The organism is Paenibacillus sp. PvR133, from assembly GCF_017833155.1.
GTDB classification, from domain to species: Bacteria; Bacillota; Bacilli; order Paenibacillales; family Paenibacillaceae; genus Paenibacillus; species Paenibacillus polymyxa_B.
Genome location: NZ_JAFIBS010000001.1, coordinates 4201627 through 4228035, shown reverse-complemented (window position 1 = coordinate 4228035; position 26409 = coordinate 4201627). Strand labels below are relative to the sequence as shown.

The window sequence follows — 26409 nt, the reverse complement described above, 5'->3', positions numbered from 1 at the left end:
CTTTCTCTGACTAAGGTTAGAAGTCATTATTTCTTCATTAATGTGCGCTCACCAAGCTATAATCCCTTGGCTCCGCCAAGGGATTATAGGCTTTTGTTGATTATTTGTTTTAATCCCAGAGTTATAAAGCACGTCATTTGCTACACCGAATCATTAAATTAAATACATTTTTATCTCCCATCCAAATAAAATTGATTCAGCTTCGTTTTACAAGTACCTGCCGTTCTCCTTTGCCATTTCGAATGACAAGCTGCTCTGACTATTCGGTTTCCTTGGAGTGACTGCAGGACTCACGGGTGTTCTGTATTGACAAGGTCAGTTGTTGGTCTTCTTCTTTACCTGAACAGGTACGTTGAAATCATCGACGTTAATATGTCCAAACCCGCCTTTGGAGTGGTCAACCACCTTAATGTAAAGCTCCTCGCCGATATAATCCGACGCATCCCAAATCTTCCGTTGATATTCTTCATAATTGGTCGCTGTCTCTTTAAATAACTCTTTGCCGTCCGACGCCCGAACCAGCGCAACATACAGACGGTCTATATCCCGGCCGCCGCTGATAAGGAAGTTGATCTTACCGTTCCCACCAAGGACGAAATTTTGAGATCTTAGCGCTCCTGTCAAGCTGTCGCCGCCGGCTTGCTCGTTGAAGCCCCATAAATGGTAGCCGCCCGGAATTTTATGCGACGGGTTGAAGTAAATGGTGTCCCAGAAGAACTGGGTATTGGTCACATGGACATTCTGGAAGGCGTCTCCTTCCGTAATCCATCCTGTTAAGTCGCCCGTAGCAAAATCATGGTTAGGCAGCTCTGTAATATCCTTATACACGGAGTTATCCCAGTTATCGGGCACATAGACCGGAGCAGCCTTTTTACCCGTTAAGGCATTCATATCCCATACTTGCATAGACTTGACAGTGATATCGCCATCGGCCCAGATCTGCAAGCCCAAGGAGTCGTATCTGCCTACATAGACACGAGTTGTCAGCTTCTTCTTGTAATTTGCAAAGGCTTCAATGACCGAGCGATCGAGAAAGATATGGAGTTTCAAGTTCTCTCCGTCAAGATCTACATATCCTCCTTGAATGCCGTCCACACGCACATCCGGATCAATGCTGCTCTTGGTTCGATCCACATTGAATGTCCCGTTCTTCTTGTCGTAGTAAATGAGCGTCTCTTCTTGGCCTTTTTCCGAGCGTCGCACCTTGAGACCGAATTTCTGAGCCTCACGCGGATCAATCTCCATCACAATCTCTAGCATGTCGCCCTTGACATTTTTAATCAATTGATTGGCACTCTCCAAATTTTTGTCCGAAAAATCAACCCGTTTTTCCCCTCGAAGGCTCTGCAGTTCTTTAATCGGTTCGATATGCAATTTATCATGCTTATCGAGGCTTAGGGAAACTGGCAAAGATAAATTATGAGCCCATCCGGATTGATATTCGGCTTGCGGTGTTCTTACATTTTGCACCATGGAGAATACGACCGTTCTTCCGTCAGGTGTGACCAGACCGCTTTCTGCGGTTAAATAGCCGTCACCCACATCCATTTTGGAGGGTGCCTCCTGGTCAGGAATAAATTTGAAGTTATCCCGGTCCCAGGTCCCGATCCAGTAAAAGACCTCAACATCTCTTTGCACATCGTTCGCTGGAGGAACATGCTCCGGCTTTTCATGGGGATTAATCATGAAAATATATTTTTGCTTGCCCGTACTATCCGTGCCTACCGGCAATAACACTGGCAGCTCCCATACCGTACCCAACTCCGGATAACGGCTTCTGTCACTAACGTATAAAGGACCCTTATATTCCCAATTGTACATATCGTCGGATACATACACCAAAGCTGTGCCGCTGCTGAAGTCTGGAAGGCCAGACGTCACTAACTGATACCACTTGTCCACCTCTTTGTCGTACCATACAAATGGATCGCGGAACTCGTTGTGGATGCCTTTTCCGTTCTGCTCCGTTACCGGTTTAGGATATTTCACCCATTTTTCCAAATAGGGATCGGACAAACCCGCCGGAGTTGCCAGCCCGGTTCTTTGGTTCGGCGACAGGGAGTCGTTGCCGGCGGTATAGAACAGAACGGGATTGCCGTTTCGATCATACGCTGCACTACCTGACCACGTGCCGTCCGGATCAAGGGTGCCCGCTTCGGGCGCAAGAGCAGGCCTTACATTTTCCCAGTGCACCATATCGTCGCTCACCCAATGCCCCCAGTGGATTTGATGCCAGTATGGACCTTGCGGGTTATGTTGATAAAATAAATGGTATTTGCCGTTATAGTAAATCGGTGCATGTGCTTCATTCATCCAGTTTTGCGGAGGCATTGCATGATACTGGGGACGGTGCTGATCTCCGTCAAACACACTTGGATCCTCATCCATGTCCGCATTCGGAATTTTCGGAACCGAACCCCCGTGAAGCGCCTTCACGCTCTCATATCCAGCAAGTATCTCCTGGTTCGTAAGAGCTTTGTTATGCAGCTTCACTTCATCTATGAGTCCGCTGAACATATTGAAGGAGAACAACCCTGCCAACTCTACTGGTTTATTATTTTTTCCGATGATCAGGCTTTCAGTAGATGGTGTGATCGGAACGTTGACGGGGGTTGCTTGGGAAGCCACTTCCTCACCGTTTAGATATAACTTAATCTTTCCATCTTCTTTACTGAAAGTAGCGGCCACATAATTCCACTTGTATTTTTCCAACGGGTGGTCCTTTACCCATACCTGAATCCACTGGCCGCCAATGCCTACCTGCATCGACCATGTACCGTGCCGATACATTCCAAGAGAAAAGCCTTCCGCTTTATCCTGATCGGATTGGTTTACGATCGCAGATAGCTTGTTTCCGTCTCCCCATTCATAGCTCCGCGGTGCAACCCAAGCTTCGATGGTTAACGCGTCGCTTATAGGCACAGTATCCTTTGCATTGACTTCAATATAATTCGAGTATCCATCGAGTAACAAGGCACCGCCTTTTATTCCACGCGGAGTCCATCTTGGATCCTTCGATTCCATATATCTGGCGTTGTTAAATACATAGTTCACATCATGCTTAAGATTGCGTACATTCTCCAACACTTTCTTTCCTGCGCCCTCATCAAGGTTTAAGTAGAAAATGGTACCCACACCACTTGCTTGGAACCCATCAACGGCAATGCTGGCTTCATTGGAATGATCGATGACCTTTACATAAAGCTTCTTGTTGTAGTGTTCCTGCACTTTCCATGAGATTTTCTCGTTCGCACTGACATTCCCGGTTTTCATAAGCAATGTGTTGCTATTCGCATCGTAAAGTCCGACATAGGCGTTCCCAGGTTTGAGGATATCCAAAATAGTGAAGTTAATTGTTCCAGTTCCCTGAAGCGTGAAAGTATTAGAGGTGATGGAGCCCTTACCTTGCACGGAGGATTTGGTATAGAAGTTCCCTTCTTTGCTCGCATGAGCTTCATCGGTCACTTCAAAAGCATCTCCCTCAACCGTCCAGCCATCGAGATTTCCGGTTTCAAAGCTGGGATTATCGATTTCATAGCGTTTGAAATCTGGCTTGATATCCGTCGCAACAATTCCTTCAGCTGGCTCCGATTCATGGTACATGGAGAATGCGTCCGCAAAAATGATTCCCCAATCCGAGGTTGCATTATCGACGACCTCCACATACAGTTTCTTGCCTAAATGTGTGGAAAGATCAGCCTTGTATTGCACCATATTGGCAAGCCGCATGCCCAGCGCGGGATCCGGGAAGCCAACGTCGGCGAATGCACTATTTCCGTATCGGGCAATAACTTGTCCCGTATCGACTTCCACAATATTTATAAATACCTTGTCTGGGTTCTTCGCACCGCCAAGCCTGAAGCTGATCCAACCGCTTCCGCCCAGCTCGAAAGTGCTGGAACGAAGTACACCTGTTGCAGATTCGTCATACTTCCAGCCGTTTAAATGGTAAGCGCCTTCCTGGTTATACGGTATTTTTTCCGCCCACCAAGTCGTTTCGTCGGTTACGCTATTCGGACCGAACGCATTGCCTTTGACAACAGTCCATCCCGTCAAATCTCCTGTTTCAAATCCAGGATTCCGGATTTGATAGACCGAATCCGTAACTGACAATCCCACGTCATTCTTAGGAATATTTTTGATTTGATAAACCGCATCCGTAACCGATGATCTCACATCATTCTTAGGAATGGGCGTTTCTCCAGCAACAGTTTTAGATTCGGATGCGGCAGAGATTCCCGGAACAACAAGCTGGAGAACCATAGCCCATATAACCATTCCCGATATCCAAGATTTTCTTCTTTTGGCTTTCCTCATTCTCGAGCCTCCTTCGAAACTTGTTATACTTGCGAACATCGATACCTCATTTCGAAATGCTCTCCTTGTACAAAGTGAATAGTCATGAAGAAGGAAGAATATGAATGAAACGTTTCCAATCGGAGGAATGCAAAGTTACTTGATCATTTGCTGCATGACCCGATTGGTAAGGAGCGCCTAAGCAATCGTCTTACCAAATGGACTGCATATCCCATATATCCAAGGATTTAACAAACGCTTCTCCATCTCCCCAAATCTCAAGTCCCAAAGCATCCATACGGCTCGGGTACACCCGGGTTGTCAGGCTTTTCAATCCGTTTGCATAGGCTTCGACCATGGAGCGGTCCAAATAAATATGAAGCTTCAGATTCTCCCCAAGTAGCTCCAGCTTACCGCCCTGAACCCCTCTGCACTTTTCTCCCGGATACAGCGTCGTTTTCGACCGGTCAACCACGAGCATCGCTTGATTCCAATCATAATACAGCAGAGTTTCTTCCTCTCCGTCCGGCGTACAACGGACCTTGATTCCGAATTGTTTGGCGCTGCCGGGCTCCAATTCCAATTGAATCTCAAGCATGTCACCATGAACATCCCTGAGCTGTACATTAGTTTCAGCCAATGACTGGTCCCGAAGTGATAGCCTCTTGGCGCCACGCAGCGATTGAAGCTCCTGAATCGGCTCTATTCCCAGACGTCCGTCATCCCTCAAATACACGCTTAACGGCAAGCCGCCGTTATGAGCCCAGCCCGACTTATATTCCATCTCGGACGTCCGGTCGCCTTGGGCTATCGTAAAGACGATATTTCTGCCGGTCTTCGGATCAACCATTCCACTCGGTCCGGTAAAATGGAAATCCCCGACGTCAATCAATTGAGGCTCTTCTTGATCGGGGATGAACGAAAGATTTTGCTTGTCAAGTTGCCCGATCCAATAGAACACCTCGACATCCGCTCCCTTCCCCACAGGGCTGACAAGCAGGAGATGTTTGTTCACCCCCTGCTTGTCACTGCCAAGGGGAAGAAGCACAGGGAGCTCCCAGATGGGTCCAAGGTAAGGAAACTTCTGAATATCTGCTTTAAAAAACGGCCCTTTATACGTCCAATTCAGCATATCCTGTGACGCAAATGCCAGTGCTGCTCCGCCTTCGATTCCGGACCCGACCAGAGCATACCAGCCGTCATCGTCCTTCCATACGAACGGATCCCGGAAATCCCCAAATGCGCCCATTCCCTTCTTTTGCACGATCAACGGCTCCGGATGTTTGACCCAGTGAACCAGATCCGGGTTTCCGTCAAGGGTATAGGTGCTTCGGGCAAGCGCCACGCTCTGATTCGGCGAAGCGCTGTCATTACCTGCCGTAAAGAACAAGACAGGCAGGCCGTCTTCATCATAGGTTGCGCTTCCCGACCAGATCCCGTCCGGTGCGAGCTGATCCTTTTCGGGCGCCAGGGCCACGGGAAGATCACGCCAATGCACCAAATCCTGACTTACCCAATGTCCCCAATGGATCTGATGAAAGAACGGCCCATGCGGGTTATGCTGATAGAACAAATGATATTGCCCGTCAAAATAGATCGGTGCATGGGGTTCGTTCATCCAATGGGCTGGCGGGCTAACATGATATTGCGGTCTGTGCCGATCAAGCAGCAGTGGCGTCCGGTCCAGCTTGATCTCGTCATAGTTTAATTGCGGCCGGATACCTTCGTGAAAGGTATCCAGCACATGCCGATAAGAAGCGGCCACTTCTTCCGCGCTCAGCGCCCGATTATAAATCTTGAGTTCATCAATGATACCGCTAAACATGTGCAGGCTGAACACTTCCGCCAGCAGGCTGCTATGGTTATTCTTGCCGATAAGAAGATCCAAGTCCGTCGCCTCAGCTAGGCGGGAACCACGAGGCAAGGCTGCCGAAGCAATTTCACTACCGTTCAAATACAGCTTGATTTCGCCTTGGTTCCCATCGAACACTGCATTTACGTATGACCATTCATTCTTGGGCAATTCATGGCCGTCCGGCGACCAAAGTTCCTTCCAGTCCCCTCCTTCCAGCCCGACTTGGAAGGACCAGGAACCGTGACGGAACATACCGAGCAGATAACCCTGCTTACGATCCAGATTGTAGCGGTTCACAATGGCGGACAATTTGCCATCATCCCCCCATTCATAAGAGCGTGGGGCTACCCATACTCCAATGCTTAGCGCTGATCGATACTCTGGCTCGGTGTTCTGATTTCCCTCATCGAACGAATGCGCAATGTAAGTCGAATAACCATCGAACAGGAGCCCATTTCCAATTACTCCCTGTCTCCACCGTGGAGAGCAAGGTTTAGTAAACTCCGCTTGGTTAAATACGTACTGGATATTATCCTGGACTTGGGATACGCTCTCCAGAGCGCTTGAACCGGTTTCTTCATTGAACGCCCAATACATGATCAATCCCCGATTATCGGTTGCATGGCTCATACCTCAACCCTCCTTGATGTCTGCTCCGTTGGACCATTGGGAATATGAATGGAGTTAAGAGCATGCATATGAAACGAGTTCAGTACAACTTCCCCTGATTTCGTACTTATCTCAATACGATCCATCGGAGCATCAGGGAATATTTGATCCGTCAGTGCAACCAAACCCTCATTCGCGTACACTTCAACCGCGTTGCGATCCAGCCAGATATGCAGTTTGATCTTTCCATTCTCCGGAACCATTCTAGCACCGTGCTTGCACGCAAACGACGGGTGGAAGTCAGTCAGGCCCGATTTCGAACGGTCGATGAATAGCCATTGGCGCACAGGGTCATATCCGATAATAGTCTCACTTTGCCCAGAGGACTTCATTTTGATATGAACCTCATCCCCGGAACGAATGTCGATATCCGCTTCAATCTCAAGCAGAACATCATTCATTTTCTGCGTAAACGGCACCACCGGCGTAACCTTGACCTCATTCCAGCAGAGCGTTCCTTTTCGCAGCTGCTCTATTTCCCGGACAGGCATTTGAGTCAGAACTACGCCCTCGTCTCGGCTGGTCAATGATAAGACGCGAGGTAGAGTCATTGCGCCTCTCCAGGCTCCGGTAGGCGTTTGGTTGGCATATTTCCAGTTGCTCATCCATCCGATGATCACGCGCCGTCCGTCTTGCTCAGCTATATCCGACCAAGTGACCCCCGCATAATTGTCCCGGCCATAATCCAGCCACAGGATATGATCGGCCGGATTGTCATTGATGAACGTATTTCCGTCGAATTCTCCGATAAAGTATTGCGTGCGTGAGCCTTCCGGACAGTTCGGATCATCTCCGATGCTTATGATAAGTACCCATTTGGAACGCCCGCTGTCATCAATCGGCAATTCAAAGAGATCAGGGCATTCCCAAACTCCGTCATGCGAGCCTTCATTCTTTCCGAATTCGCCTGACAACGACCATTCACGCAAATTGTCCGAACGATAAAACCGAACGTGGTCTCCCGCGACAAGAGCCATAATCCACCGCTCACTTGGCGAATGCCAGAACACCTTGGGGTCCCGGAAGTCAACCATATCATACTCGGCGAGTATTGGATTCCCCTCATATTTGTGCCAAGTTCGTCCTTTATCGCTACTGTAAGCCAGGCTTTGCCGCTGGCGAGGTTGTCTGGTCTCCGGACAGATGTCTGCATGAGTGAAGAGCGCGATCAATCCATGGGAACCATCGAACAGTCCGCTGCTATTATTCCAGTCAACCACACAGCAACCGGAAAAAATTGCGCCATGCTCATCCGGGAACAGAGCGATAGGCATATGCTCCCAATGAACCAAGTCTGGGCTTACGGCATGACCCCAGTGCATCGGTCCCCACTGATTGCTATAAGGATGGTGCTGATAAAACAGATGATAGACTCCCTCGTAATAGACTAATCCGTTCGGATCATTCAACCAATGGGAGTGAGGTGAAAAATGAAAACCCGGTCTTAATCTATCATCATCTTGCTGTTTATTTGTCTCGATCATCTGTTTAATCTCATCTGTCGTCGGCATAGATTGAAGAGCTCCTTTTCGTGTGGTTACTAATGCACCGCCGGAATTGGCAAAAGTTAGCATGCTGATGATTTGCTGTTTGGTCAGCTGATTCAAAGAAATACCGGCTTCCAGTATCTTATATAACAAGCAGCCCAGAAAAGCGTCGCCGGCTCCCGTCGTATCGATGGCCTTCACTTGAAAACCCGGCACATAGCCGTCATGACCAGTCAACCGGTAATAGCAGCCTTTTTCCGCTAAAGTTACGACGATCCAGGCGATGCCGAATTGTTGTTGCAGCTCTAACGAGCCTTTTTCCACATCAGTTGTACCCGTTATAAAGTGGAGCTCATCTTCCGATATTTTCAGGATGTCGGCATACTTCATGCCCCAAATGATATTCTGTTTCGCTTCCTCTTTACTCTCCCATAAAGCAAACCGGATGTTCGGATCGAATGAAAGTAGGACTCCTGCCTCTTTAGCCTTCACAACTGCCGCTCTTGTTGCCGTACTTGCCGGCTCATGGGTCATCGACACAGAACCAAAGTGCAGTGCATGGCAGTTTTCAATCCTATCAAACGGGACATCCTGCGTGCGCAAGTATGTATCCGCTCCTGGCTTCCGGTAGAAGCTGAACGATCGGTCTCCATTGTCATCCAGATGGACAAATGCCAGCGTTGTATTGGCTTCATCTGTAAACGAAAGCGCAGACACGTCGATGCCGCCGTTCATCAAGGTATCGTGCAGCAAGGAACCGAATCGATCATCCCCAACTTTGCTAATCAATGTCGCTCTAGCTCCTAAGCGGGATAGAGCAGCTGCTACGTTAGCCGGAGCCCCTCCAGGATTGCATTCAAACTGCTCGTTGCCTCCCGCTGTACGACCTGATGGAGTAAAGTCTATCAATACTTCCCCAATGGTTATTACATCAAGCACAGTTTCTCCCCACCTATCCTTTGATTATTTATTTTTTAAATTTGCATTATAACGGTCCAGCCCTTTTTGATAGATCTCCATCAATTCGTTCAGACCCATCTTCTCCAGTGTCTTCACATAGCGGTCCCACTGCTCATCCACGCCGCCATCGACGATGAACTTGCCTCTTTGGGTATTTACATATTTAATAAGTTCTGGCTCAATCCGATTGATTTTATCTAGTTCATCCGGTTCAAAGAAGATGCTCGGATAGTTTTCCTTTGTCATATATGGAGTGTAATATTTCTCCAAATAATCAGCACGCTTCTGAGCCCGGGGTTCCATATCAACAACTTTTCCGAAGTCATCGAAAGTAATGACGCCCGGATTTCCCGTGCCTGGAGCCACTTTTTGACGGAATTCACCTGCGGACACTCCCTTGGGAAGCGGCAGGTTCACCAATTTTCCTTTTTCGTCCTTCTTGAATACGACATCCAACGGACCCCAGTGAATTTGAGCCGCCATGTAAGGGTCATACTGTTGATCGATCCAACGCATCGTCATTGCCGGATAACGGTTCTCCTTTGTAATCACGAAGCCACCTCGTCCCGGACCGCCGCCGTTGCTGCGGCCGATCATTTGATCTCCATTTGGGCCTTTAAGCGGGGGCAGCAAAGCATAATCCTTACTACGCTCCGGTCCGACAACCTCTTCGACTTCCCACCAAACGTAGGAGCCAAGCGTTTCATCTGGTGTTTTGCCTTTTGCTAAATACTGAGCAGCGTCCTGGGTGAACGATTCAGGGTCAATCAGGCCCTGCTTATACCAGTTATTGTGAATATATTTTAATGCTTCCTTATATTGAGGTTGCGTAGCGGTAAAGATCACTTTACCTTCGCGGACGATCCGATGTTCCAAATTATCCGAAAGACCGAAAGCTCCGAATATGCCGGCAATGTCACTACACCACTGCATATGCATAAAGCTTAATGGGATTTCATCAGCCTTGCCATTGCCGTTCGGATCCTTCGTTTTAAAGGCAATCAAAGTCTGAGTGTATTCATCCAGCGTCTGAGGTATTTTCAGGCCCAGCTTATCGAGCCAATTTTTATTGATGACGTGAAAGAAGGGGTTGGTATCGAGCTTATTCTCTTCCCACGACGGCAGTCCGTAGATGTGTCCATCCGGCGCTGTGATGGCTAATTTAATGTCGGGTCGACGATCGAGAAGCGCTTTCAAGTTAGGCGCATATTTATCAATTAAATCCTCCAGCGGAATGATGGTTCCGTCTTTACCGTAATTGATTAGATCGTAATCTGTGAATCCGGCTCCGTAAAATGCGTCTGGCAAATCTCCGCTGGCCAACAACAAATTTTTCTTCTCTGCAAAGTCAGTGTCTGGAATGTTCTCCCAGTCAATCTTTACGTTTGTTTGTTTTTCCAGCCGCTTAAAAATTTCCATTTTCGAGTAATCCGGCGCTAAAGCAGCTTTCGGGGAGACCATCTTTAAGGTCACCGGTTCTTTAACAATCGGAAGACCGGTTTTATTAAAATTCGCATCCTGATCCGGATTTACCATCTGATTTTTTGACTCGCCACCGCCTCCCGAACATCCGCTAAGTGCAAACACTCCGGCCAACATTAGAATTCCAGCACTTTTGAATAATTTCATCGTACATAACCTCCTTTATGTCATTCCACAAGCTGAAAACTTCCCTTGCCTTTGTTATATATTTGTCTGAATGCTGGATCTATCGATTCTGTTGCACACTCCCCCTTTCAGGCACCATGACAATGTTAGCCTTTGATCGAGCCGATCATCACGCCTTTAACAAAGTATTTTTGCAGGAAAGGATACAAAATCAGCAACGGTAGACTGGATACCATGATGACACCATATTTGATAAGCTCTGTAACGCGCATCTTCGCTGCGTAAGATTCCACGTCTATCATCATGCCCGAGTTGGCCTGATTCTGGACAAGAATGTTGCGCAGAACCAGTTGCAACGGATACTTGTTTTCATCGTTCAAGTAGATCAAAGCGTCAAAGAAACCATTCCAGAAGCCGACAACATGATATAGTACCATTACGGCTATAACGGACTTAGACAAAGGCAATACAATGCTCCAAAAAAATCTGGTATTGGAACAACCATCGATCGAAGCTGCCTCCCACATTTCATCTGGGATGGTCGACTGAAAAAAAGTCCTTACGATAATGACATTGAACACACCTCCCGCTCCAGGAATAACAAGTGCCCAGATCGTATTCAGCATGTGAAGATCTTTTATCAGCAAATAGGTTGGGATCAGCCCTCCACTAAAAAACATGGAGATCAGTAAAAACCACATAATCGCCGATTTTCCCGCCAGTCCTTTACGAGCTAACGGGTAAGCTGCACATACGGTCACGGCTACTCCGATTAATGTTCCTAGACCCGCATATAAAATCGAGTTGGCATAACCAATCCATATAGATGAATCACTGAATATCCGCCCGTATCCATCCAGCGTAAAACCCTTTGGAAAAAACCATACTTCTCCTGAGTAGATGAGATTGGGGTCACTAAGTGAAGCAATCAGCACAAAATACAACGGGAATAATACAAGCAGCATAACTATGGTCAACATGAAGTAGTTGACGATGTCAAACCACATGTCTCCCTTGCTTTTTCTCTTTAATAATTGATTCAAAATGAACTCCCCCTTACCACAGGCTGGTTTCAGTCAACTTCTTGGCGATCCGGTTGACGGTGATTATCAGGATAATATTTACCACTGAATTAAACAGTCCAATTGCCGTAGAAAAGCTGTATTGTGCCTTTTGAATCCCGATTTCATAAACATAGGTCGGAATGATATTGGAAGTGGAATAATTCAAATCGTTCTGCATAAGGAAAGCCTTTTCAAAACCGATGCCCATAATGTTACCGAGTGCGAGAATCAATAAGATGACGATCGTCGGCAAAATGCTTGGAATATCCACATGCATTACGCGCTTCCATTTGCTTGCTCCATCCATAATCGCGGCTTCATGCAATTCTGGATTGACCCCTGCCAGTGCAGCAAGGTAAATGATGGTAGCAAAACCTGTCTCTTGCCAAACCCCTGATAAAATATACAAAGGACGGAACCAACCTTCGTCGGCCAAAAACATAATGGGGTCTCCTCCGAACAAGGTGATGATGTGATTCACGATTCCGCTGTTTGGAGACAGAAAAACATTAAGCATACCGACGAGCACTACGGTAGAAATAAAGTGTGGTGCGTAAATTACAGTTTGTACAATTTTCTTGTATCTTTTGGCCAACATCTGATTCAACATAATCGCTATAATAATCGGAGCTGGGAAGCTAAACACAAGCGATAGAACACTGAGTGTAAGTGTATTCGTCATAATCGTCCAGAAGTTATAGGAATCGAAAAAATCAATAAAGTGCTTAAAGCCTACCCACTCGCTTCCCCAGATTCCCCGACTTGGTGAAAAATCCTTAAAAGCAATTTGTATTCCATACATCGGATAGTACTTAAATACGAGATAAATAATAATGATTGGCAGCAAAAACAGATACAGTTCATAATCACGTTTGACCTGGTTCCATATTTTGCGATTTGGCTTGATCGTGGAATGATCCAACTCACTAGTTCTTGAATTCACCATTACACTCCCTTTCTTGTAAAAGGATATTTTCATTTTTGAAACGTTTCCAATTTATTATAAGAAAAACGTCAGTCGGTGATCCATACCATAAATCCACCGAATGAGCTGAAGTTTTTCCAATCTAAAAAAACTTGCCTAAGATAACGGGAGATGATACATTTGCTGATTCAAACTTATTCCTTCGATCTTTTAACAGAGTAGTCTGATTGTCAAATGAAACGTTTCCAATTTTCTATAAGAGAAAGTCAAGTTTGCATATCCAGACTGTGATCCGACTTTACGAGCTAATATCTTTACAATAAAATCATGTAGTTTCGCCTTGTCTGAAGATAACGGGGAGACGATACACTTGCTGATCTAAAGTTATACCATCAATCTTTTGATACAGTAGTCTGATTGTCAAACGTGCCATCTCCTCCACTGGCTGCCTGATTGTAGACAATATCGGATGAAAATAACGATGATCCTGAATGCCGTCGTAACCGATGACCTTTACATCCTCGGGAATACGAATCCCCTGCCTACCTGCTCTTTCTATATATTTGGCGGCAAACATATCGGTAATAGCGAAAATGCCGTCCACATCCTGATGCTTAGATAGAAATTCGCCAAAATAGGCTTCGTCGTCCACAATAGGATCTGGTTTCTCGTATACAACATAGTCTACACCTAATTTTTTCGCCTCATCAATGAAACCTTTTCTTCGATTCATGGTTTCACTAAAAACGGAAGTTACACTTCCCATAAAAGCCGGTTTCTGGGCCCCTGCTTTAACAAGTTCCCTCAAAGCTAGACGGCCTCCCTCATAATTATCTGAGGTTACACAAGTGATTTTTTTGTTGAAATGCCTATCAATACTTAGAATCGGAATGTCATTGCTTACGCTATTTTCTATATCATTGTAAGTAATGCCGACAATACCAGCTACTTTGTTTTGCCGTAGCATATCCAGGTAATACAGTTCCTTTTCTGGCTTGCCTCCGCTATTACATAACATGAGCTTAAAGCCTTCCCGATCCAACTCATCCTCAATGTAATAAGCTAGTTCAGAAAAAAAAGGATGCCAGATACTTGGAAGCAGCAAGGCTACCATCTTGGATTTCCTCATTTTAAAATTTCGAGCGACTTCATTAGGAAAATAATTTAGTTCTTGTATAGCTTTCTCCACTTTCCTTCGTGTATCTGGTTTTACAGAGCCCGAGTTATTAATAACACGGGACACCGTTCCCACAGCAACACCAGCTATCTTAGCTACATCTCTAATACTTGGCATTTAACCCCCCCATCTCTTATGGGAATTATAATAGCATGAAGTTGGAAACGTTTCAATAATCTTTGAAGCGCTTTTTTTCTGACTTTTTTCATTGCCTACCCCGCATATGAATTTCGTGCCACCTGATTCAATCACACCTATTCGCTTTTTATATTTTTTTACAAACTTACACAATGTACTTTTCGAAGCGACACAAACATGTATGGCAACTCTATAAAATTAAAACTTAATTATTTCAGATTAAGTTGATGCGAACTGTAGCTCTTTATTGTATTAGAAACGGCGGTCAAAATGACCGCCACCGCAATGTAAAATAGATAATCACATCTATTATTTCTTCTTCAAAAAAAATAAAATCTCCTTTTAGAGACCGATTCTTCTCTCGAGCTCTTCCGGTTTAAGATTGGTGACAACATCGATGCGCTTGATGGAGTAAACGTTGAAAAAGGTAGACTACATATTAATCGGCTTGAAAAAGATGTTCCAGAAGAGGCGAAACAATATAGCGCTGCTCTCTACGGCATGTTGCCACGGGTAAAGCTACCAGACCTACTTTTAGAAGTAGCAAGTTGGACTGGGTTTGACGAGCAATACATTCATGCTTCAACCAATCGTCAACCTAAATCCGAAGAAAAACCGATTGTTCTGGCATCGCTCATGGCTATGGGTACCAATATAGGCTTAACAAAAATGGCTGATGCAACGCCTAGTATCTTAGAATCATTACGTCCGCTGAACCAAGGATAGCATAAAAGCCGGTTACACCCTTAACGTGTGAAAACCGGCTATTTTTGTACTCAGAATTCCTTAGCGTTGTAAATCTGCGTTTTGCTGGTGGTACCCCTTCAAGATCGAAACATTCGCAGTATGTGTGTCCGCAACAGTAAGAATTGCCCTAACGAACTACGGATGGACGGAGCACTTAAGAATTAGCAAAAGAAACCCGAAGTCTCATAAAAGACGTGGGTTTCTCGTCAATCTGAGTAGCCTTTAGGACTACTTTTTATTTCCCAATATTAAACCAACCGGGCATTGCTTGAATTACATTCCAAAGTTTTTCTGGAATATTAAGCTGGTTGAGTTTCGAAACGTTCAACTCAGAATCTACCTCGGCTTCACGTCCATTTGCGACCTTTTCAACCCAGTTAGGATCCATAATTAACGCATGCCCAATGGCGACTAGCGGCAATCCTAATTCCGCAGCTTGAAGAGCATCATCCGGTGTTAGTATGGAACCAGCAGCCATCACAGGTATCTTACCGTTTGCTCTTTCAAGAATTAATTCAAGCCGTGTTTTTTCATCTTGACTATCTACTGGCTTTGAAGACACATTATCTAATGAAGCATGAATATAATCTAAATCCTGTTCAACAAGGAAATCAATTAATTCATACGTGTCTTTCATACGTAATCCGTCCACTTTGTGGGATTCTTCAGGGGAAAGCCGGAAACCAATCATAAATGGTTTTGCAGCATGTTTTTCAATGACATTTTTGATTTCGTTAATAATCGCCAATGGAAAACGCAAGCGATTTTCAAGTGATCCTCCCCATGGGTCCGTCCGTTGATTCGTTGCTGGCGACCAGAAGTTTTGAATTAAAAATCCATGTGCCCCATGAATTTCGACGCCATCAAATCCGGCTTCAATCGCTCGTCTTGTTGTATCTCCAAAAGCACGTACAATCGACAAAATCTCCTCATGTGATAGTTCTCTTGTTTCTGGCGTTGAACCTAAATTAGTAATTTCGGGTTGCAATGCACTCGCACTAACTGCATCCAAATCGGGCAAAGCTTTATTGCCAGCATGAAAAATCTGTAGGATCGCTGGAGAGCCTCCACTTTTCGCTGCCTCAGCTAATTTTCGTAAACTTGGAGTAAATTCATCATTGTACCCGGCGAATTCATTCGTAAAACCCTGTCCATTCGGTGTAACATGAGTACACCCTGTAATAACGAGTCCTACTCCATTCACTCTTTGTTTGTAATACTTTACTTCGTCATCCGAAATGGTAAGATCGTCATTGCTTGACCAGGTTGTCATAGGTGCCATAACAATTCTATTCTTCATTGTTATTCCAGTTCTGAATGTGAAGGATTCAAATAACCTACTATATTTTTGATTCATTTCTTTAACCTCGCTATCATATTTTATTTTCTGTTTCAGTGTAATTGGTTACCGTTACAGTAGGTCAAGGATTTATTTTTATATGATTACATATAGAATTGTTGTGCTTTCATTCTCTTTATGATATATATTTAGTTACAGTAACTGTAACTAAAGGTGGGACAAGTAGATGTTGTATTCAATGACATACGTAGTGGAGAATTTAAATGTATCTGCAAAAACACTTAGGTTTTATGAAGAGCAGGGGATATTACCAAATATATCTCGTGACGAAAAAGGCCGTAGAGTTTATAACCAACAACAAATAGATTGGATTTCTTTTATTCGTTGTCTCAAAGAGACAGGAATGCCTCTTTCAAAAATCAAGGATTACAAGGAACTTTATGAATTGGGAAATAGCACCTTTTTGCAAAGAGAGGAGATGTTGATACAGCATAAATTGGAACTTCAGAAGAAAATTGACGAAAGTTTTAAACACATGGAAGAAATAAACTATAAAATTGCCATGTATGAACTTCAGAAAGAAGAGGTTATGAAAAACCCTAACTATAACTTTAAATGTCACGGTCACGGCCTGGAGATTAAGACGGTGAATTAATGTAATGTATTTGCGCTAACAGGAAACGATAGTTCAATCTCCAACTAAGACTAGGCTGCCGATCAATGTCGGCAGCCTAGCTCTGTCTTTGCACATTAACGTAAACAACCCAACAAGATAAATGTAGGTTTATTCCATACGTTTGAGACGCTGGTATTTCTCCAATCATAGCGAAATTCCCAGAACTTACATTTAACATATTTATCCATCTACTTTGCCCTTGTGACAGCGACGCTGGTACTACCCCTTCTTCGGATGATTACACATAGGGATGCAGCCAATAATAATGCACCCTTTCTCGTTGTGTTATTAAATCAGCAATGTTTAGCTTGCTAAATATATTAAAAAAGATGGAGAACTCATGATAGATTATTCTCCATTTGTTGCATTAATTGTCTTAATATCAGCCGATCTTCCGTAGAAATGGATTGAAGTAGTTTTTCCTGCTGTTGTCTCCATTTTATCTCAACCGGTGTCTCTAATTCTTTGCCTTTGTCCGTTAGGAAAATGCGCATTATCCTTGCATCTTGTTCATCACGTTTACGATATATAAATCCGTTCTGCTCCAATGATTTAACCATGTTCGTTACCGTAGGCGGTTCGCATTTTAAGTGTTCACATAGTTGCATTTGTGTTACCCCATCACCCAACCACAGACGATACAGCAAATTATCTTGCCCTACATAAAGGTTAAGTTCCCTGAGAGATTCACTATAATTTCGACGCATTTGGGAGGAGATTCGATCTAACGACTGACGAATATCACAATCCACTTGATCTGTCATTAATTCATCATCCCTCGACTCGAATGTTATTTAGCGGGCTAACTATATCACGACGAATTTGATGTGTCAAATTAATTTATGATGAACTTCCTTCTGGTCAAAAAAGTTTCTTCCCTGCTTCATTTTTTGGCATATCCCTGTTTGTGGAGATAGTCCATCATTTGTGGCTGAATGCTTCTTTGGAGATGATCATGAATGTGATCACTCCATCCTTTTACTTTTTTCACTGTGAAAGGCGCGCATACAGACCGATTTTCATAATACTTCAACATGGTCTTATCATAAGTTGCTAATTTCAGTTTATCGAGTGTTTGATACTGGTTTTCATGTAAAACCATGGATTTAGGCAACCTTGGCTTGAGTTCAGGTTTATTTCCAGATGGACTACCAATACATAGTCCCACCAAAGGAATCACATACTTCGGTAAATTCAAAATTTCAGATAATTCATTAATGTTACTTCTCACACCACCAATAAAAACGCCACCAAGTCCAATAGATTCTGCTGCGGTTAAAGCATTTTGCGCCATAAGCCCGGCATCAAATGAACCGATTAAAAGAAATTCTATATATTCAAGGTCAACTTCAGGGGCGATTTGATGATTCCGGTGGAAATCTGAACAAAAAATCCAGAACTCTGCGGCTTCTTCAATATAAGGTTGATTAACCGAAAGTTGCATCATTTTTCTTCGAAGATCTGGATCTGTAATTCTAATGATAGAAACGGCCTGTAAAAGACTAAATGATGATGTTTGATTAGCTGCCTTAAAGATTACTTCTCGTTGTTCTTGTGACAATGGTTGATTTGTATAGGAACGTATGGACGTATGATTATGAAGTAATTCAAGGGTATTATTCATATGAATATCTCCTCCAATGTTATTATCTAAATAAAAAGAGTTAGCAAGCATAGATGGCCTCATATACTAACTCAATTCAATGTTACGTCACATCACAGACAATCCTCCATCAATTACATGATCAGCACCCGTTATATTAGAGGCTTCATCACTCGCAAGAAACAAAGCAAGGTTAGATACCTCTTGAGACTGCCCTAATCTTTTGATGGGAACTTCTTGTACCCGTTCTTCAATTTCTTTTTCACTTAGAGCTTTAGATACAATGTTTGTTTGTATAGGTCCTGGTTGAATTAGATTTATCCGAATTTGATCAGGGGCAAACTGTAGTCAAAAATTATTTTGAGATCTTCATCCGATGGTTTTAACAATTTCATCAATTACTTCTTGACACGTTAGAATTTGCTGAATACCACCGGCTGATTCGGATACACTTACGGTCCCATTAACCAGATCGCCATCTAACATTCCTATTTTGAACCCTTCTCCATAATATTTGTATGCTTCTGCAGGCTTTCCTTGATTAATGAGTTCTAACGCTTTTTTGCCCGCTTCTGTAGGAATGGTTCTCAAATGTCCTGTACCTGATTTAAATTCAATAAACTCTTCACTTTTTACCTTAATGATGGCTTTCTTTGTTTCCATACTAGCCGGATTTTCTTTGGTCACTATAAACCTTGTTCCCATATATACACCTTCTGCACCCATAGATAGTACTGCTTTCGCTCCCCGACCATCTATAATCCCTCCGGCAGCAATTATAGGGATTTTTACAAGAGAAGTGATTTGTGGAACAAGGGAAAGCGTACTAATTTTATAATCACTCATATGACCACCAGCCTCATAACCTGTAACGATAAGGGCATCCACTCCTGTTTTCTCAGCTTCTACAAGCTTTTCTACAGTCGGACTTAAGTCTCTGTAAACGACTTTAATGTCATGTTCTTTAAGTCGTTTCAGTTCACGATCGACCACATGTTGTCCAATGGCGATAACGTTTTTGACATTTTCTTTAACCAATACATCAAAAACTGCATTAGTAAATGGGTCTTCTGAAGTCCCTCCCATTGGGAAAATGTAATTTACTGCAAATGGTTTATTCGTTAATGCTTTAACCTTGCGAATTTCCTTGTTTAGTCGATCTGCCATATCCTCTGCACTCGTTGCTTTTTCCGTTTGGCCAGCATTTGGCCCCAACACACCCAGTCCACCTGCATTGGATACTGCTGCAACAAATTCCGCGGAAGTGACCCATGTCATAGCAGCTGAAATAATGGGATACTCTATTTCCAGTAGTTCTGTAATTCGGTTTTTCATCAATGATTTCACCTCTAGTTTAATTGATTTTTTTATTATTACTTCTTATACCTATTTTCAGGGTAAGGTAGCCCTAAATTCCCCCGAAGTGTGTTCTCCTCATATTCCTTTCGAAATATGCCTTTATCTTGCAATATGGGTACAACCAATTTAATAAAGTCCTCAAATCCTGCTGGATAATCTTGTCTAATCAGCAAGACATCCATGACGCCTTCTTGATACCAATGTTCTATTTTTTCTGCAACATTCTCCGCAGCTCCCATCAATTGAGGCTTTGGCAATCTATAACCTTTAGGCATCCATGATTCGATTTCTCTTAGCTTTTCTAAGGCTTCTTTTTCCGTTTCACCAACGATGGGGCTATGTGAAGGCATAATCAGTAGATCGTTTGGTGAACGCCCTTGATTTTGCACTTTTCTTTTAAGTTCAGTAGTGAATCTCTTAAGATATTCAAACTGGTCTCCAGGAGCCATGATGACTTCGGCATGCTGTGCAGCTATATCCATGAATTCCAAGGAAGTACCGGCTTGAAAGATGACCGGTCTGCCTTGTCGAGATCGACTAACATTTAATGGTCCCTCCACTGAAAAGTAATTCCCGGTATAATTTATTGGATGCATCTTACTCGGGTCATAGAATACTCCGCTTTTCTTGTCACGTATAAAGGCATCGTCTTCATACGAATCCCAGAGGCCTTCAACAATCTCTAAAAACTCCTTTTTCATGGGATAAAGATCTGCTTTCCTTAAATGGGACCGACTGTAATTGGCTAACCCTCCCGGATTAGAGGTGATCGCATTCCATCCTGCTCGGCCCTTGCTAATCTTGTCGAGTGAGGCTATTTGTCTAGCAACAGTAAATGGATCAGCATATGAAGTAGCTATTGTTGCGGTCAAGCCAATGGAATGAGTCACCATACTCAATGCAGACAAAATAGATACGCCCTCAAACATGCTTAGATAGTGTGGTATCATGCCAGGTCCAATATGACTTACGTCTGCTAAAAAGATGAGGTCGAACCTTCCCTGTTCAAGTTGCCTGGCTTTTTGAACGTAGTAATCAATATTTTCACTGGCATCTGCTGGAATAGCGGGGTGTCTCCATCCCGTGTAATTCCAACCAACGCCATCAATAATCCCTCCTATTTTTAACTTTCTTCCTTCCATTGTTGAATGATCTCCCTTTCATGAGGTTCTTTAAAGTTACAGTCAAAAAAGGAAAGAAGGTTATCTAATTGCTCTGGAAAATCATTTCCCCCAATAATTCTCTGGACCTTAGCAATGCCCACATGGTCCAGCCATCAGCTGCAGAAGTCCTAATGTTTTGGAGACTTTTCTTAGCATCACTTCCGTTATAGACATGAACGAAGTCTAAAATCGAAAGCTGTAGTCTATTTCCTGTATTCACTTATCAGTAACTCCTTTCTGTGTTATATTTATTTAGCTTACTAAATATACGTAATCTTAGTTACCCTATTAAACTATAAAACGAAAACAAGAACATTATCCTTTCGCATTTTAGGTTAATTAAAATTAATTGTTTTGGTTTGTTGACACAATCATAAAGTCATTATGTCCATTTGCAAAGAGGGCAATATAAATGAACATAGTACAACTTTTTGTACCTTAAGATTAGGAGTGATATCAATGAGGGTCTGTAATGAAGGATTTGATAAAGAATTTATGGATGAAAAAAGGGATATGTACGCGATAGCATTTACCCAAAATGTTCTTTCAGGACGTTGGAAATATTTTATATTATGGTATTTAAAAGGAGAAACACGCCGTTATACGGATATAAAAAAATTTCTTGGAGGTTTATCACAAGGCTCTCTCACAAAGCAGCTTAAAGAGTTGGAGAACGATGGAGTTATTAAACGTAATGTTTATCCGGAAGTTCCTCCGCGAGTAGAGTATTCATTAACAGGCAAGGGAATCAAATTACTACCGATCCTTGAGAAGATGGAGGAATTCGGTAAAGAATACGGCGAAAAACCTTAATCTGATGAAGTTTCCAAACAGGCTTATTACCGAAATTTTGAATCCAAAGAAGACATTTTTATTTAAGTCTTTGTCCAAACTTCTTCTACGCAATCCGTGCGAATGAGCAAGGGAATCATACAACCGATTTCACAGTTGATATAGTTGCCTTTTACGGTCTATATGGTGAACGCAAAAAAGTGCATGGAAGCTGTTTATGTTTATGCGTCACAAAGAATAGCGCGGTAAAATCATAAAGGGTGCCAGCATTCAGCAGCACAAAATTATAATTTTTTTTCAATGATTCCTATACCGCTTTCTTTTTCATGCCCTCATTCATAGATATGTGCGTGTTGCAGTAAGTATTGGTATGTATGGTCAGTCATTTCTGCTGGCGCTTGAGACACTTGGGATAACTGGTATTCTATAGATATCATTAGGCTTTTTCGTCAGCCGGTACGAGAAGTTCTTTTTGTATCTCTGAACTCAAATTACTATTTCAGGATTCCTTTTGCATTTGCAGATATAAAAGCAACAGTGAATAGCTTTCGGATGGGGCGCGATCCAATTGAGAACAACGTGACCCTTCAATGTAAAACAACTGTCGACCCACTGAATGACATTAGTTCCATGATTTCAACGAATCATCCTAAAATTTTCTGCAACGAGTATGAATACCATCACGCTATCGTCTCTTCCTACAGTCTTCCTGGCTTGTTTGCTATTAGGTGTTAATCAAGTCGGTAATCGGACCGAGTTCCCTTTTCGGCAAAGGAACCAAGTTCTTGTCCTCAACTCGGAAAAAAACTTGGTTCCTCAAAACAAAAAAGCCGCTAAGTTCCGCTCAGGTAACCCTTTCCCAATGGGCTGTACGCACGAAGCCAATACTGAGTTCTTCTAACGTAGGCAGCAGTTCGTCTTCCGGACATCTCCACCACAACGAATCGCTCTTGATGGCCGTGAGCGGCTGAACGGAATGCGCGCGTCGAATGGTTCCCACGCCCGCCTCCGACAGTCCCCAATGTTTATCTTTTTCCGCCTGAATCAAATCTCCTAGCGCCCAGGCTACTTTCCTCCGATTGAATAAAAATGATTAATGCGGTGAAGTTACCGCTGAAGCTTGGCTTACAATCACTCGGCGGATAAAGAACGAGATCACCAGACCGATCACCGCTACGATCATTGCAAACCAAAACACATGCTCCGACCCCACCGTCATTGCATTTGCCAATTCCGCCATCTGGTTCGACACAGCAGAGGTTTCAGCAGAGGTATGTAAATAATGATCCATGCCGCTTGACAGAATGCTGATGGAGACGGCTGTAGCGACGGCTCCGATGACTTGTTGTACAGTATTCATAACCGCCGTTCCGTGCGGATACAATTTAGACGGCAATTGATTGAGGCCGTTTGTTTGAGCAGGAACCCATACCATGGCCAATCCGATCATCAGAATGATGTGAAGCGTCACAATAAAAGCCACCGTATACAGCTTCGTTATAGGAGATAAAAGGACGATCAAGGTCGCTTCGGTGGAGAGTTAATCGGCTTCGTCCTGATCCAACCCGGACAGGGCAACCGAAAAAAGCCTCAAGTGCCGGAAGTTTACCCATAGGGAGAGAAAAGTCGACAGTGTGCGCCGTTAATGGCCTATCGTTCCGCGGCGGCCTAATTCTATCAATGAGGCTAAGGTAACGCTGACGAGCATCGGTGGTTCCAGATGCTCGGAATAGAGCCACATAAGTTCGAACGTACAGAACTTACCCTCCTCGGTCATCTGAATCCGTTCAGGAGAACATAATTGTTTGTACCGAACCATTCGGTTTAGGGCATCGCGATAGTTTCGAGCATGATACGGAGCCATAATACTCGGCGGCAGTTGCGATGTTGAGATGACGTAAGCCCAATTAAAATCCTGACGGAATTTTAATACGGTCAAATGTATGAGTTGTCAATCGTCTTTTGCCTCCTCTCTGCTTTCACAAAACATCTCAAGCTTTATTATCAAGACCTAAATTGTAAAAAGTCATAAAAAATAAAGGGTGCCACATGTCGTATCAGATAAGGAAATGACATCTGAGTAATGGTATTCGGAGGACAATAAATAAACGGCCTTCATGCTGGATCATTCAAAAGAGGCCGTTTTTTTCACGTGTAACATCGCTGATCCCTTTTCGTTAAACTCCGTTTGTTAAACCGTCCTATTGCAGCACGCACGCCAGCGCTTGAGGATGAAACCTTTTCCTATAACCCGCAAACTGCTCTCCCACCCTCTAAACGCAAGGAAACAGGAACCCCTGAACTTAAGTTGAATGCTTCAATCACGGATGATGTTCTCACTTTGGAAGGTTCAGTCACAGATCAAAGCGATATCGCACAGCTTAAAGTTTATGTCAATGGCATTCGTGTCGTTATTACAGAAGGTAAAGCCAATTGGTCAGCAACGCTTCCAACTACTAAATACAAACAGGGTGGTTCCTCCCAAGCCGATACGCTGCATATTCTCGTGCTGGCCAAGGATATTTACGGAAATACCTCTGCTCAAGTCAAGTCTGTCACTTTACCCCAATAACGAAGGACATCATAGAACTCACTATAATTGTGGGTTCCATGACCGTAAGGTTCTCATTAGGAAAGCTCTCGCTGCAGCTGGCCTGAGCGACGGGATAGTTGAGCTTGGCGGGCTGGAGGTTGGGCAGATGAAGCTGCAACTTCCAGCTCTTTAAATTCTAATGCAACTTGGCATGCTATAGCCTTGCTGTCTTGTTCATCGAACTATCGTTTTTCGATAGCTCAATCACTATTTGGATATTTGTTGAATAGAAACAATTGCTTAATCCTATCTAACCAAGGAAACGGATTAATTCATAGACTTTACTATCATCTAAAAGAAATAGAATTTAAGTTCAAGATCAAAAGTATTTAAATAATTTCGGTGTGACTCCCTCTGCATACACACATAAATTAGATCATCATAAATAATCACACAGCAAGGCTGGATTAGATAATCCTACATATAGCGTTCGCGATTTGTGTATTTGCATTTTTTGTAGTAATTACTACACTTTATATATTGATAATAAGAATCATTATCTGCAGAATCCGAAGATTACAAGCTGGAAAATGTCACTCTGCCGCTTAAAGAGAAAGTTACTTTGCATTTTATGACTCAAAGCTCGCCGCTGGCACCTTCCGATCCAAATGAAAAGCTGATTTATAAAAGACTGGAAGAAAAAACAGGTGTGCATATCGATTTTACCAATTTCACCTCAGATTCCTTCACGGAAAAAAGAAACCTAGCTGTTGCCAACGGAGATCTTCCAAATGCCATACTGGATGCCGGCTATTCCGACCATGATTTGTTAAACCTCGGACAGGATGGAACCATTATCCCTCTGGAGGATTCTGCTGGTGTATGGCTTGCGGCTGGGTCTTGAAACACTGGGCAGGGCAGCCCAGATTTTTTTCTCTTTCTTTGCATTTTTTCTGATTTTCCTAATCGTTCTCCTGTTCCCCGAAGCCCAGATAGAGCGTATTTATCCTATTTTGAATACACCGTTTCCTGACTTGCTGCACACCATTATGTTCGGCGTATTTTTCCCTTTGGAGAAATGTGCGTGATCTTCATGGTGCTTCCCTATGTCCAAAAAAAAGCAATACAAGCCGCAATATATTTATCTTCCTGTTGATTGGGGCCGTTGCACTTAACCTCATTTTGTTTCTCTCCCTGACAGTGCTCGGGGCATATTTCTCAGAGCACGAATTTTACGCTGCCTATATTCTTGCACAGAGAATCAACATTGCTAATTTTCTGCAGCGGATTGAGGCGTTAATGGCCACCACGTGGATCATTAGCACCTATTTCAAAATAGTGCTTTTCTTCCACGCATTTGTTTTGGAGACAGCTCAGATATTAAAGCTTAAATCCTATCGACCCTTGATCTTTCCAGTGGAGTTTCTGATTTACGGACTGTCACATCTGATTGCCAAAAATATTATTTTCTACGTCAAGGAGGTCCCGGCCTACTGGTTAGACTGGGAAATCACCAATGCTTTCGCTTTCCCTCTAATTCTGCTCGTTGTTTATCATATCAGGAAACGTATCAGTCACAACAAACAGCTAACGTAACCCTCGGGGCAAAGAAGAAATGCCGTTAAAACAAAACAGGTCTTAAGAAATTTCAACGAAAAATGAGGAAGACAACTGACTTTCCCAGGAACACTCATTTTTTGAGCGTTTTTTTTATTAGTACCTCAGAAACATCTGCAGCATACAGTTCAAATCAACCAGCTGGGTCAACCTAAAGCATTTACTCCAAAGGGGAGCAGCAGCAGGAATTTGTGACACTTGCCAATCAAGTGGGCACCATCGTGTGCACTAAAGTTGGAGCGATTGCAGTCTTGCCGTCTTTGGAAGAAGTTAATCGTTTCGTAACGCATTGAATCAAGCATTGCAGTGTATGAACAGCAAAAGGTGTCCAAAGATCCCAAAGGTCGTTGAACAACTTTTTTATGTAGAGATCCGTTATCATTGAAAGGTTCTACTGATTGGAACAACCTTTCAATGAATTACGGGAAGCTTGGTGTTTT

General features: G+C 43.5%; 17 protein-coding genes and 6 pseudogenes. 7 read left to right on the top strand and 16 right to left on the bottom strand.

The window, feature by feature from the left end:
* Positions 1-315: 315 nt before the first annotated feature.
* From JOE49_RS18325 to JOE49_RS18295, 7 genes are all read right to left on the bottom strand, one after another.
* Positions 316-4317, bottom strand: a complete 4002-nt coding sequence (locus JOE49_RS18325; RefSeq protein WP_209942302.1) for a GH32 C-terminal domain-containing protein — start codon at positions 4315-4317, stop codon at positions 316-318.
* A gap of 190 nt (positions 4318-4507) precedes the next feature.
* A complete protein-coding gene (locus tag JOE49_RS18320) occupies positions 4508-6781 on the bottom strand; it encodes a GH32 C-terminal domain-containing protein (protein ID WP_209942300.1) in 2274 nt (757 codons plus the stop codon).
* Entirely contained in the window at positions 6778-9246 is a 2469-nt protein-coding gene (locus JOE49_RS18315; protein ID WP_209942298.1) for a PfkB family carbohydrate kinase, read from the bottom strand. The genes JOE49_RS18320 and JOE49_RS18315 overlap by 4 nt, the downstream gene beginning before the upstream one ends.
* 24 nt (positions 9247-9270) lie before the next feature.
* A complete protein-coding gene (locus tag JOE49_RS18310) occupies positions 9271-10896 on the bottom strand; it encodes an ABC transporter substrate-binding protein (protein WP_209942296.1) in 1626 nt (541 codons plus the stop codon).
* Between the two features lie 125 nt (positions 10897-11021).
* A complete protein-coding gene (locus JOE49_RS18305) occupies positions 11022-11918 on the bottom strand; it encodes a carbohydrate ABC transporter permease (RefSeq protein ID WP_061828394.1) in 897 nt (298 codons plus the stop codon).
* 13 nt (positions 11919-11931) lie between these two features.
* On the bottom strand, positions 11932-12885 hold the full coding sequence (locus JOE49_RS18300) for an ABC transporter permease (protein ID WP_245248409.1): 954 nt from the start codon (positions 12883-12885) through the stop codon (positions 11932-11934).
* Positions 12886-13189: 304 nt separating this feature from the next.
* Positions 13190-14158, bottom strand: a complete 969-nt coding sequence (locus tag JOE49_RS18295) for a LacI family DNA-binding transcriptional regulator (protein WP_061828396.1) — start codon at positions 14156-14158, stop codon at positions 13190-13192.
* A 402-nt stretch (positions 14159-14560) separates the two neighbouring features.
* Between JOE49_RS18295 and JOE49_RS18290 the strand changes: the two are divergent.
* Positions 14561-14872 (top strand): annotated as a pseudogene (locus JOE49_RS18290) (Tn3 family transposase); the annotation flags it as partial.
* A 289-nt stretch (positions 14873-15161) separates the two neighbouring features.
* Here the strand turns inward: JOE49_RS18290 and JOE49_RS18285 are convergent.
* Positions 15162-16283, bottom strand: a complete 1122-nt coding sequence (locus JOE49_RS18285) for an NADH-dependent flavin oxidoreductase (RefSeq protein WP_209942292.1) — start codon at positions 16281-16283, stop codon at positions 15162-15164.
* 169 nt (positions 16284-16452) lie between these two features.
* On the opposite strand from JOE49_RS18285, the gene JOE49_RS18280 reads away from it, so the two are divergent.
* A complete protein-coding gene (locus JOE49_RS18280; protein WP_061828399.1) occupies positions 16453-16881 on the top strand; it encodes a MerR family transcriptional regulator in 429 nt (142 codons plus the stop codon).
* 359 nt (positions 16882-17240) lie between these two features.
* Here the strand turns inward: JOE49_RS18280 and JOE49_RS18275 are convergent, their stop codons facing one another.
* From JOE49_RS18275 to JOE49_RS18255, 5 genes and pseudogenes are all read right to left on the bottom strand, one after another.
* Positions 17241-17666 (bottom strand): MarR family winged helix-turn-helix transcriptional regulator, encoded by a 426-nt coding sequence (locus JOE49_RS18275; protein ID WP_160790819.1) that lies wholly within the window; start codon positions 17664-17666, stop codon positions 17241-17243.
* Positions 17667-17785: 119 nt separating this feature from the next.
* The gene (gene nfsA / locus JOE49_RS18270; RefSeq protein ID WP_209942290.1) at positions 17786-18526 is read right to left on the bottom strand and encodes an oxygen-insensitive NADPH nitroreductase; all 741 of its coding nucleotides are present in this window, start codon (positions 18524-18526) and stop codon (positions 17786-17788) included.
* A gap of 87 nt (positions 18527-18613) precedes the next feature.
* Positions 18614-18838: pseudogene (locus JOE49_RS26940) on the bottom strand (SDR family oxidoreductase); the annotation flags it as partial.
* A gap of 36 nt (positions 18839-18874) precedes the next feature.
* Positions 18875-19840 (bottom strand): NAD(P)H-dependent flavin oxidoreductase, encoded by a 966-nt coding sequence (locus tag JOE49_RS18260; RefSeq protein WP_160789931.1) that lies wholly within the window; start codon positions 19838-19840, stop codon positions 18875-18877.
* A gap of 38 nt (positions 19841-19878) precedes the next feature.
* On the bottom strand, positions 19879-21006 hold the full coding sequence (locus JOE49_RS18255; RefSeq protein ID WP_209942288.1) for an NtaA/DmoA family FMN-dependent monooxygenase: 1128 nt from the start codon (positions 21004-21006) through the stop codon (positions 19879-19881).
* A 480-nt stretch (positions 21007-21486) separates the two neighbouring features.
* On the opposite strand from JOE49_RS18255, the gene JOE49_RS18250 reads away from it, so the two are divergent.
* A complete protein-coding gene (locus JOE49_RS18250) occupies positions 21487-21840 on the top strand; it encodes a winged helix-turn-helix transcriptional regulator (RefSeq protein ID WP_061828404.1) in 354 nt (117 codons plus the stop codon).
* 815 nt (positions 21841-22655) lie between these two features.
* Here the strand turns inward: JOE49_RS18250 and JOE49_RS26430 are convergent.
* The 3 pseudogenes from JOE49_RS26430 to JOE49_RS26425 form a co-directional block, all read right to left on the bottom strand.
* Positions 22656-22879: pseudogene (locus JOE49_RS26430) on the bottom strand (aldo/keto reductase); the annotation flags it as partial.
* Positions 22880-22912: 33 nt separating this feature from the next.
* A pseudogene (locus tag JOE49_RS18245) lies at positions 22913-23305 on the bottom strand (MFS transporter); the annotation flags it as partial.
* A 7-nt stretch (positions 23306-23312) separates the two neighbouring features.
* Positions 23313-23722 (bottom strand): annotated as a pseudogene (locus JOE49_RS26425) (AraC family transcriptional regulator ligand-binding domain-containing protein); the annotation flags it as partial.
* Positions 23723-24007: 285 nt separating this feature from the next.
* Between JOE49_RS26425 and JOE49_RS18240 the strand changes: the two are divergent.
* The 4 genes and pseudogenes from JOE49_RS18240 to JOE49_RS26415 all read left to right on the top strand — a co-directional run bounded on the left by JOE49_RS18240 (position 24008) and on the right by JOE49_RS26415 (position 25948).
* A complete protein-coding gene (locus tag JOE49_RS18240; RefSeq protein ID WP_245248407.1) occupies positions 24008-24391 on the top strand; it encodes an Ig-like domain-containing protein in 384 nt (127 codons plus the stop codon).
* 535 nt (positions 24392-24926) lie between these two features.
* Positions 24927-25223, top strand: a pseudogene (locus tag JOE49_RS18235) (ABC transporter substrate-binding protein); the annotation flags it as partial.
* A gap of 7 nt (positions 25224-25230) precedes the next feature.
* A complete protein-coding gene (locus JOE49_RS26420) occupies positions 25231-25440 on the top strand; it encodes a hypothetical protein (protein ID WP_245248405.1) in 210 nt (69 codons plus the stop codon).
* Positions 25433-25948, top strand: a complete 516-nt coding sequence (locus JOE49_RS26415; protein WP_348635868.1) for a GerAB/ArcD/ProY family transporter — start codon at positions 25433-25435, stop codon at positions 25946-25948. Before JOE49_RS26420 ends, JOE49_RS26415 begins: the two co-directional genes overlap by 8 nt.
* Positions 25949-26409: the final 461 nt, after the last annotated feature.